Raw genomic sequence first — 9,222 nt, 5'->3', positions numbered from 1 at the left:
ATTTTCTTTTCACCTCGATGATAAGCTTTGACTGCTTTTTCTCTTAAATCGTAGCCGTATGGAGCTGGCATTTTCTTAATCTTCTCTTTCTGCCTCAATTTTAGGACAAAAATGTCCTAACACAACTACGTATTGCTATACTTATGATTCAGGAACTATAAAGGAATCTAAATATACCGCCTTTTTTGGCAACTACAAGTATGAAGAAGATAATACTTCTTTCAATATTGGTAAAGATTTTAAATCCATTTCGGTTGATAGCACTGGAAAAGCCGCATTACATTTTGCTTTTCAGCTACAACAATTATTAGATGATGATTTGACAGCATCTGACACTGACTATAGTTTCTTGTGCCAACTCAATAAAGTTTCTACACTTAGAGAATTTAAGAACGTTGTATCTCAAGGAATCTATATGAACGAAAAGTAGTATTTATTGATTAATAGCTCTATCTAATACCAACCAATAAAAATAATCCTACCAACTATATACGAACTTGTAAGCGATCGCGATCGAGTATGAGCATAGACCTTTGCATTTTTCCCACTAGCTCAGAACATTTTTATTGGGGCGAGCTAAAAGACAAGTTTTTAGAATTATTAACTTTAGAAGATGCACAAAGACTAGGAACTGTATCTTTGTGCAAACTAGGTAGTGATGAAATATTGGCAGAGAAAGAAAAAATATATATTCCTGATGATCAAAATCACAATTATTATTACTTGTCTTTAGGCATTCCTAATACTCTTGGGATGAATATTCGTAGAAACGAACCAAATTATGTTATTGAAATTGATATGCTTGAAGATTTTGGTCGTAATTTAAATTCTGCGAGTATCCAAACCTTAGTACAAAAATGGCAGTTAATAGGCTATGTATATGGAATTACTAGTATGGCAGGTAGAAGTAGATGGGAACCTCCTTTGTTTGTTGCTTTAGCAGCAGCTATTGCTCATCTCTGTCAAGGTTACGTCATAGTCATGAGCGATGAATTTACTTTGGATGTTGGAGTTTATACACCTACTGAATTTCAACAAGCAAAAATGAAATTTTCTATCCAGAAATGGTCAGAAGAGGATACATAGATATTCTCGGCGAGAAGATAAGATCTTTTCTGATAAACAATTTGAATTAATGCTCGTAAATTAATAGCTCTATCTCTCTAATCCCAACCAATAAAAATAATACTTAGAGAGATAAATCATGAATACAGATATTTTAGGCACAAACCTCGGCGAACAACTTTACGGTATCACTAATTGGTAAATAGCCGATCCACGATTAAAATAATTTTCTTTAGCTAATAGTAATTATTTGTACCTATAGAGCCTTGATTGATATTTGTGCCTGAAGATCTGAGATAATTTTCGCTCCCGTAGTTACGGGGGTTACAGAACCTTCTACCGCAGCAGCATAGCTAGGAATGGCGCTGGCAGCTAGGGGAATATGGCGATCGCTAACTAGCAAACCTAAAGTAGGATCGTAACCCCGCCAACCAGCCCCAGGTAGATAAATCTCTACCCAAGCATGAAGATCCCGCGACTGTTGCTCGAAATCTCCTTCTTGATAGCCACTCACAAACCGTGCCGCAATTCCCACTGCTCGACACACATCCATAAACAGAACTGTATAATCTCGGCATGAGCCTTGTTTGCCTCGCCATGTTACTCCAGCTGGGAAGGGTTCGCCCGTATCTCTAATAATATATTTGCAGTCTTGATAGATACGTTGATTGAGAGCAAATAAAAGTCTAGCGTATTTTCTTTTGTAGCAAAGGCAATATCTTGAGCTAATTCTAAAGCTGAACTATCGGGAATAAAACTATATGAGCTTGACATACTCCTATTTCTTCAGGAATAGGAGTATGTCAAATCAACCCGCCTCAAGCCTTTAGTAGTTCGCATCTGTAGATAGCCATCTGCTACGATTAAATCTCTTCCTTCGACTAATTCAATGCCCATTTGCTGCGCCAAAAAGGAATGCTCGTAATATGCACAGTTATAAATCCCAGGCGTTAAAACCACCACCATCGGATCTGGTACTTGAGAAGGCGCAAGATTAAGTAAGGTTTCTAATAGCTGGCTGGGATAGTCATCGACAGGTTTAACCATCATGTTGCGAAAAATTTCGGGGAAGGTGCTTTTCATTACCCGCCGATTTTCTAGAACATAAGAAACTCCAGAAGGCGATCGCAAATTATCTTCTAAGACATACCATCGGCCGTCTTTATCCCTGACTAAATCTGTTCCCGTAATATGACACCAAACTCCAGCAGGAGGCTTAATGCCTAAGCAAGGCTTGAGAACACCAGAAGCCGTGTAGATAATCTCAGCGGGAATTTTGCCATCTTTAATTATCTTTTGCGCGCCATAAATATCGTCGAGAAATAGATTTAAGGCTTGGATTCTCTGCTTTAAACCTTGCTCTAACTGCAACCATTCTGTCCCGTCAATGATGCGAAAAATAATATCAAACGGGAAGATTTTTTCTACTCCCTGATTATCGCTATAGACATTAAAAGTTACTCCCAGTTTAAACAAAGCTATTTCCGCTGTTTGACGCTGTTGCTCTAGCTGCGATATGCCTAACTTTACCATGCGTTGAACCAAAGAGGCACAGTGCGATCGCGGTTCACCTAAAGCTAAAAACAGTTCGTCATAAAAATTTTCTGGGGCGTAAGCTTCAAATGCCATGTGTCTCTTTTAACTAGCCTTAAGACGGAAAATAATTTAGTCACAATGCTTAAACTTAGCGATGTTTAATCTAGCTTGATGTTCGTTATGAACTTTGTAATGTTACTTAACAGTTACTTAATCTAAAGAGTTTGTATCAAGAAATTCTATATAATAAAGAGCCTATAGTACTAAGCCGACCTTGAAAGCAGGGTTTGCGATCGCGTTTTTCTTATCATCATGCTTAATCCAAATTTGGAAGCAATCGAACTCAATAAAGATGAATATCAAAGGTATTCACGCCATATTATCTTGCCAGAGGTAGGATTAGACGGACAAAAACGCCTCAAGGCAGCTAGCGTTCTTTGTATTGGTAGCGGTGGTCTTGGTTCGCCGCTGCTGTTATATTTAGCAGCCGCGGGTATTGGCAAAATTGGCTTGGTAGACTTCGATATTGTCGATAGTTCTAATTTACAACGTCAGATAATTCACAGCGAATCATGGGTTGGCAAACCCAAGATTCAGTCAGCTAAAGACCGAATTCACAGCATCAATCCTCATTGTCAGGTAGATCTATACGAAACTGCCTTAAGTTCCGTTAATGCCTTAGATATTTTAGCCCCCTATGACGTAGTAGTTGATGGTACAGACAACTTCCCCACTCGTTATTTGACTAACGATGCTTGCGTATTGTTAGACAAGCCTAACGTCTATGGTTCTATCTTTCGCTTTGAAGGACAGGCAACAGTCTTCAACTATCAAGGAGGCCCTAACTACCGCGATTTATATCCCGAACCACCACCACCAGGAATGGTGCCTTCCTGTGCCGAAGGAGGAGTTTTAGGGGTGCTTTGTGGCATTATTGGCACAATTCAGGCAACAGAGGCAATTAAAATCATTTTGGGTGCAGAAAATACCCTGAGTGGTAGATTACTGCTTTATAATGCTTGGGACATGAAATTCCGTGAACTGAAGCTACGTCCTAATCCCGAACGACCTGTAATTGAACAACTGATCGATTACCAAGAGTTTTGTGGGATTCCTCAGGCAGCAGCGGCAGCAGCAGCAGAGAATAATGCGATCGCTGAAATGTCGGTTAAAGACTTAAAGCAGCTTATGGATAGCGCTAAGGGCGATTTTGTCTTACTAGATGTTCGTAATCCTAACGAATACGAAATTGCTAAAATTGACGGTTCGGTTTTGATTCCTCTATCTGAATTAGAAGATGGTAGCAGTATCGATAAAGTAAAAGAACTAGTCAATGGTCATCGTCTAATTGCTCACTGCAAACTAGGAGGGCGTTCTGCTAAAGCCTTAAATATTCTCAAAGAAGCAGGAATTGAAGGCACAAACGTTAAGGGTGGAATTGCTGCCTGGAGTCAGGAAATCGATCCTAGTGTTCCTCAGTACTAAATGATTCTTAATTTAGTTAGCAGTAAGTAATCAGTTGTATTACTTACTGCTGGCTTATTTATTTGTCGTTCTTTAGGTTTTATGCCTCGTTCCTCACGTCTAATCCCTTTAAAGCATATACTCGCCGATTCTGGCGATCTAGCCTTAATATGGTTGTGAGTTGAAAATATTATTGAATTATCATGCAAATTCTTTTGAAAGCGGTTAGTTGGACTAGTCTGGTTTCTGTTCCCATATTTTTATTGATTACACCTAATTCTTCTGCCTTAGCTGGTAGCATCGGTACTTGTGCCGATAGCCTGATCTTAAGTGGCGTGCAGAAATCGCCCGCAGCGATCGCTTGTTCTGATGCTTTAGAGCCTGAGGATCTTGCTGCTTGTGTAGAGGAGATTAAAACAGGAACTAATGTTGAAGGAAATGACGCTCTACAAGCCTGCTATCGTGTTCGTAGACCTGATGAACTTGCTGGCTGCGTTACGACTATTAGTGCTGGTTTAGAAACGGGAGCGGCAATAGCTTTAGATACTTGTCGCCGTAGCTTGTTGCCCGAACGCCATGCCGAATGCACTCTCGACCTTGCTAGTATTGCTAACATATCTGCTGAAGAAGCCATGAGAAGCTGTACTGCCGCCGAAATTACTCCTGGAGAAGTAGCACCTGAAACCACTGAATAGAATGTAACTGCCTAATGTTGCCTATTTTGCTGAAACACTTGCTGAAACACTTTTTGATTGGAAAACATTGACATAAGCCCTGTTCATGCTTTTTGTAAAACAGGGTTAAATAATTTATAGCTTGACCGCAGTTTAATCAGATTAACGCTCAAATTAAGCTATATTATGTAGCAATTAGCTATTAAATATAAATAACTTTAATCAACTATTTAACTGTGAATATTCAAGGATATAAGAGATTTAATGATTAAGATTTATTGCTCTAGAGGATAGTATTTGAATCAAATTAATATCTCTGGTAAACAGTTTCGATCTGATGTAAATTTTCAACCGAATTCACTGGCTTTACCATAGCATAACGCTTTGCTGTCCTAGCTTTGGTTCGGGCTTTAGTACGTATTTCGCTCAATGATATCGGCATGACTACGATCCACAAAGCTGATGCGATCGCGACTACTATCCAGGATGTAGGGTCTGTTTTAGAACACTCTCGATCTTTAAACTTGCATAACAGTAGAAAAACACAGTATGCACCAGCACCAGTTAAGTAAAATGTCATCTTAATTTAAAAATACATCTTAGGTTTGATATCTTTATATTATCATTTATGCTGGACAGACTTTAGGTTAAGAAATAATATTGTTTGTAAAATAATCAATAAAGCTTTGATGAAAAAAACCAATTGAAATTGAGATTAATTCGCTTTAGGTTATTATGTTACCTAATATGAAAGCAGATTATGTTTCCTCCCAATGGCAAGAACTAGCTGACTTAAAGGCTACCAATAATAGTCAATTAGATAAGATTAAATATCATTTAGATCTGGTTCTATTAGCTTTAGAGGCGATCGCCGATATTAGTTCAGAAGCTATTTTACAGGCTGCAAAAGATTTAAACTTAGAATCGATAATTGGCGATCGCGGAGCGTGGGCTGCGCCCAATCGCATTACTGATCTCGAAACAAGTGAGCCTAAACATACTTGTTCGGCAGACAAAAAACTAGATCTAGAAGTAGCGCGATCGCTGGCATTAATTATTTGCTATTTAGCCAACCAGCATCAAGAATTGCTGCGTCGAGGAGTCGGCTTATTGGAGCAAGCAACCCAACAAAACAAAGTTCCCGAGCAAACTGCTTTACTAAGCAATTATCTAGAGCGATTTATTAATTACTATCAAGCCAGAATTAGTAATTCTCAAAAGATTTCGCCTCAAACCTTATCGCCCTTAGCTTGGAAACTATTGATCGCTCTGCTGTTTTACAGTGGTCAAAATGGCCCTAGTTTACTTGGGATTGCTATCTTTGATGCTGCTGGAATATCTAAATAAAGCTGGGAAAATATCAGTTAAATCATGTCTTCTTCCATACATCGCTTCACTCCACCCACCTGTACTTTAGAAATTAGAGGCAAAAAATCGCTTCTTTCGGGCTGGAAAAAGCAAAATTTAGCAAAAAACTGGAAATTTGAGCTAAGATTTGACGATCCACGCGAAATGACTTCAAATCAGGTAACGCTTCAAGGCGATCGCCAAGATTTAGAACTGCTTCAAGTAGCGATCGCTCGGTACGTACAAAAATATTTACAAGCTTCATTTCAGCCAATAGATAGCAATGTAAATCTCAATCGAGAACTGATTCAAAATAATCAGCCTTATTTAAAACCCCAAGGATTGGTCAATCATGAACTTTTTTTTGGTTCTTTAATTCATGATGGCAAAGCCGAGCAAATAAAACTTAGCACAGTGCAGCTATTTGATTTAGTAACTGCATTAGAAGCATATCAGACCGAAATTGCTACTCTACCAGAAAAGCAGGTGTCAGCTACAAAAAAGCTCATCCCTGTTTGGGGTGGAATAGCTGCCGTGGCGATCGCTGCGCTAGGTATCACTACGATTTTGCTTAGATCGCAATCAATCTCTAACAAAGCTTCGTCTCCAGAATCTGAGTCCCAACCTCCAGCAGAAATTCCCGAATTAAATGAGGTTATTCCACCTCAAGCACCAGAGACAGTTAAATCGATCTCTAAACCCCAGCTGACACAACCGCTTACTTCTGCCAAGAGACTACCGCCACCTCCCGCCGTAGACACCCCGAAACCCAAACCAAACATACCCGATCCTGCCGACTATCCCTTATCTGATGTAGTTCGTCAGTCTGGACTAAATAATTCAATACAAAAAGAAATTGCTGCTCAACCAACCGAATCAACAATTGTAGTTCCTAACACAACCAAAGAGAAGCAAGAAGCAAATTCCACAACAACAGAGAAAATTGCGGGCTTGGCTAAATCTGACGTTTTAAAAGATTCTCGTTCTCAACCAAGTCAGATACAGGAAGTTATTGTTTATTTTCAGCAGAAGTGGCAGCCCCCAGAGGATTTAAAACAAAGTCTTGAATACCGATTGCTGCTCAATGCCGATGGTTCAATCAAAAGGGTAGTTGCTTTGGGTAAAGCTTCTCAACTATATCTAAAGCAGAGCAATATTCCTGTAAACGGCGAATCATTTGTTTCGCCTCTTGACGAGTCACAATCAGCTACAGTTCGTCTACTATTAAATCCTGATGGTAGAGTTCAAGCTTTTACAGAATAAATAAAGTAACGCTTTACCTCTTCCATTCAATAATTATTGTTTTGTTGATAAGCCAAATATGTTGCTTCTAAAAATTGACTATGACTGTAACCTTCTGGGATCTCATCTAAAAGAATAATTTCTTTAACTTGTTCGGCTAGTTTACGGCTTAATTGGTGCTGATATTGCAACATAATATTTTTTCGCCGCTGGAGGAAATCGCGGATAGTGGCATAGTCTTCAGGCAATAAATTAGCTATTTCCGATTCTATTCTTAATTGAATTGCTAAATCTTCAGCTTCAGAAGAAATGTCAACATTAGCTAATTTTGAGCCTTGTTCTTCTTGAACTACTATTGTTCCTGCAACCATGTCGCCAAGGCGCTTTTCTTGTTGAGAAAAAATAATCAAAAATACGCCCACAAATAATATATCATCTACAGGTCTGAGTAATGCCCGTAAGATTGCTTGAGGTAATCTTTCTGGTTTGCCATTGTCACGAATAACTCTAATTTTTGTCCATTTTTTTCCTGGTGTTTGTCCTTGCCATAAAGTTTCTAAAACAACAAAATAATCTACATAAATAGCAAAGCTAGTTATAAATTGAATTGCTAAAATCCATTGTTCGACCAGGTCTAAAACTCCACTAACGACTAGATTAGGAACAAGCTGAAAAGCCAAAAAAGCACTAATAATCCAAACTAATAAAATAGTTAAACCAAAGACAAGATAATCAATTATTAGAGCAAAAGAGCGATTACCAATCCCTGCCAAAGTAAACTCTAGCTCAACACTTTCTGGAGTTTGTAAATTAATCTGATTAAAAAGACGCATATATTAAACAGCTTAGGAAAAATATTAATTATTAATCTATAGCGGTTCTTATTCACGTAAGGTACAGTCTGACACCCTGGTTTTTGCTAATAGCCAATGGGACGCGATATCCGAAGGTGTATGCTAAAGCATATGCCCTAAAGGATACCGCTTCGCGTCACGCGAAGCGGTATCCTTTAGGGCTAATGGTTCACGCCTAATTGAGGTTTACCTTATAAATATGAGAATTGCTATAAGCTTTGAGTTTAGCTTGACTCAACATAAGAAACTGTGATTTAACTATCTCTATTGATAGAAGTAAGACCAAAAAATTTTAGTTAGTTTTTGAAAAGAAAAATGATTTATGACGTTGCTGATTTAAACTATACTACAAGAGTATATCCGAAGGTGTATGCTAAAGCATATGCGAAGCGGTATCCTTTAGGACTAGCTCCGCAAATTATGCACGGGCATATAGCTATCAGCTATTAGCTTTTTAATTAATTTGCTTAGTTGTAAGAATCATATAATCATTTTATTCAGCAACGCCTAATTTATTTGTCTTGGTCAGGCGATCGCCCTACCGGCATTTCTCATACTCATACCAATACTGCTGATATTCTTTATCTCTGCGTTTTATGGGTTGGCATCAGCGAAATTATGCCAAGGTGCAATGTTAGTTAGCGATTCAATTTTGGCGATCGCATCTTCATTATTAATTACTCAGTTATTGAGAATTAATAGCAATTAGTTAGAAAAAATGATAGATTATTTTTGTTGGCAAAAAAAGAAGTTTATACTTTGGTCAGTAATTGGTTAATCTATCAGGTTACCTTCTATTTTCTTGACTTAAGCCAATAATTACTGCAAATAACTCTTAATAGTTAAGAAGCAAAAATCAATGATGAATACACTTGACAAGCATCACAGAAGTAGGCCTCCTCAGTGGCAATCAGAAAAAATGAGAACTCTAATTGAAGAACGCTGGTCAGAAGTTTGGGAAGTTGTTATCGCTAGGGAACATTCTGAGCAAAATTTACCTCGGCTTTGCAGAAATTCACGTCGTAATTCAAGTTTTTAAA

General features: G+C 38.3%; 10 protein-coding genes. 6 read left to right on the top strand and 4 right to left on the bottom strand.

All coding sequences use genetic code 11. The annotated features are described in order from the left end of the window. Window positions 1-519 precede the first annotated feature (519 nt). Window positions 520-1,086 (top strand): hypothetical protein, encoded by a 567-nt coding sequence (locus V6C71_11250; GenBank protein HEY9769052.1) that lies wholly within the window; start codon window positions 520-522, stop codon window positions 1,084-1,086. Window positions 1,087-1,321: 235 nt separating this feature from the next. On the opposite strand, the gene V6C71_11245 is transcribed toward V6C71_11250, so the two are convergent. Further along, complete coding sequence (locus V6C71_11245) at window positions 1,322-1,795, bottom strand: transglutaminase family protein (protein ID HEY9769051.1); 474 nt, start codon at window positions 1,793-1,795, stop codon at window positions 1,322-1,324. Window positions 1,796-1,851: 56 nt separating this feature from the next. Beyond that, window positions 1,852-2,694, bottom strand: coding sequence for a circularly permuted type 2 ATP-grasp protein (locus V6C71_11240; GenBank protein HEY9769050.1), 843 nt, complete (start codon window positions 2,692-2,694; stop codon window positions 1,852-1,854). Window positions 2,695-2,913: 219 nt separating this feature from the next. Here V6C71_11240 and moeB point away from each other — a divergent pair, with 219 nt between their 5' ends. Together moeB and V6C71_11230 are read left to right on the top strand one after the other, a co-directional pair. Then, on the top strand, window positions 2,914-4,086 hold the full coding sequence (gene moeB, locus V6C71_11235) for a molybdopterin-synthase adenylyltransferase MoeB (protein HEY9769049.1): 1,173 nt from the start codon (window positions 2,914-2,916) through the stop codon (window positions 4,084-4,086). Window positions 4,087-4,268: 182 nt separating this feature from the next. Next, window positions 4,269-4,760, top strand: coding sequence for a hypothetical protein (locus V6C71_11230; protein ID HEY9769048.1), 492 nt, complete (start codon window positions 4,269-4,271; stop codon window positions 4,758-4,760). A gap of 286 nt (window positions 4,761-5,046) precedes the next feature. Here the strand turns inward: V6C71_11230 and V6C71_11225 are convergent, their stop codons facing one another. Next, the gene (locus V6C71_11225; GenBank protein ID HEY9769047.1) at window positions 5,047-5,319 is read right to left on the bottom strand and encodes a hypothetical protein; all 273 of its coding nucleotides are present in this window, start codon (window positions 5,317-5,319) and stop codon (window positions 5,047-5,049) included. 155 nt (window positions 5,320-5,474) lie between these two features. On the opposite strand from V6C71_11225, the gene V6C71_11220 reads away from it, so the two are divergent. Then, window positions 5,475-6,086, top strand: coding sequence for a DUF3038 domain-containing protein (locus V6C71_11220; protein ID HEY9769046.1), 612 nt, complete (start codon window positions 5,475-5,477; stop codon window positions 6,084-6,086). Between the two features lie 24 nt (window positions 6,087-6,110). Continuing rightward, window positions 6,111-7,349 carry a DUF4335 domain-containing protein gene (locus V6C71_11215; GenBank protein ID HEY9769045.1) on the top strand — a complete coding sequence of 413 codons (1,239 nt, stop codon included), beginning with the start codon at window positions 6,111-6,113 and terminating at the stop codon, window positions 7,347-7,349. A 26-nt stretch (window positions 7,350-7,375) separates the two neighbouring features. On the opposite strand, the gene V6C71_11210 is transcribed toward V6C71_11215, so the two are convergent. Beyond that, a complete protein-coding gene (locus V6C71_11210; protein ID HEY9769044.1) occupies window positions 7,376-8,161 on the bottom strand; it encodes an RDD family protein in 786 nt (261 codons plus the stop codon). Window positions 8,162-9,041: 880 nt separating this feature from the next. On the opposite strand from V6C71_11210, the gene V6C71_11205 reads away from it, so the two are divergent. Then, the gene (locus tag V6C71_11205; protein HEY9769043.1) at window positions 9,042-9,221 is read left to right on the top strand and encodes a hypothetical protein; all 180 of its coding nucleotides are present in this window, start codon (window positions 9,042-9,044) and stop codon (window positions 9,219-9,221) included. Window position 9,222: the final 1 nt, after the last annotated feature.

Source organism: Coleofasciculaceae cyanobacterium, from assembly GCA_036703275.1.
Classification (GTDB): Bacteria; Cyanobacteriota; Cyanobacteriia; order Cyanobacteriales; family Xenococcaceae; genus Waterburya.
Note: the sequence above shows the minus strand (reverse complement) of the source record. Positions and strands in the feature narration are given on the sequence as shown.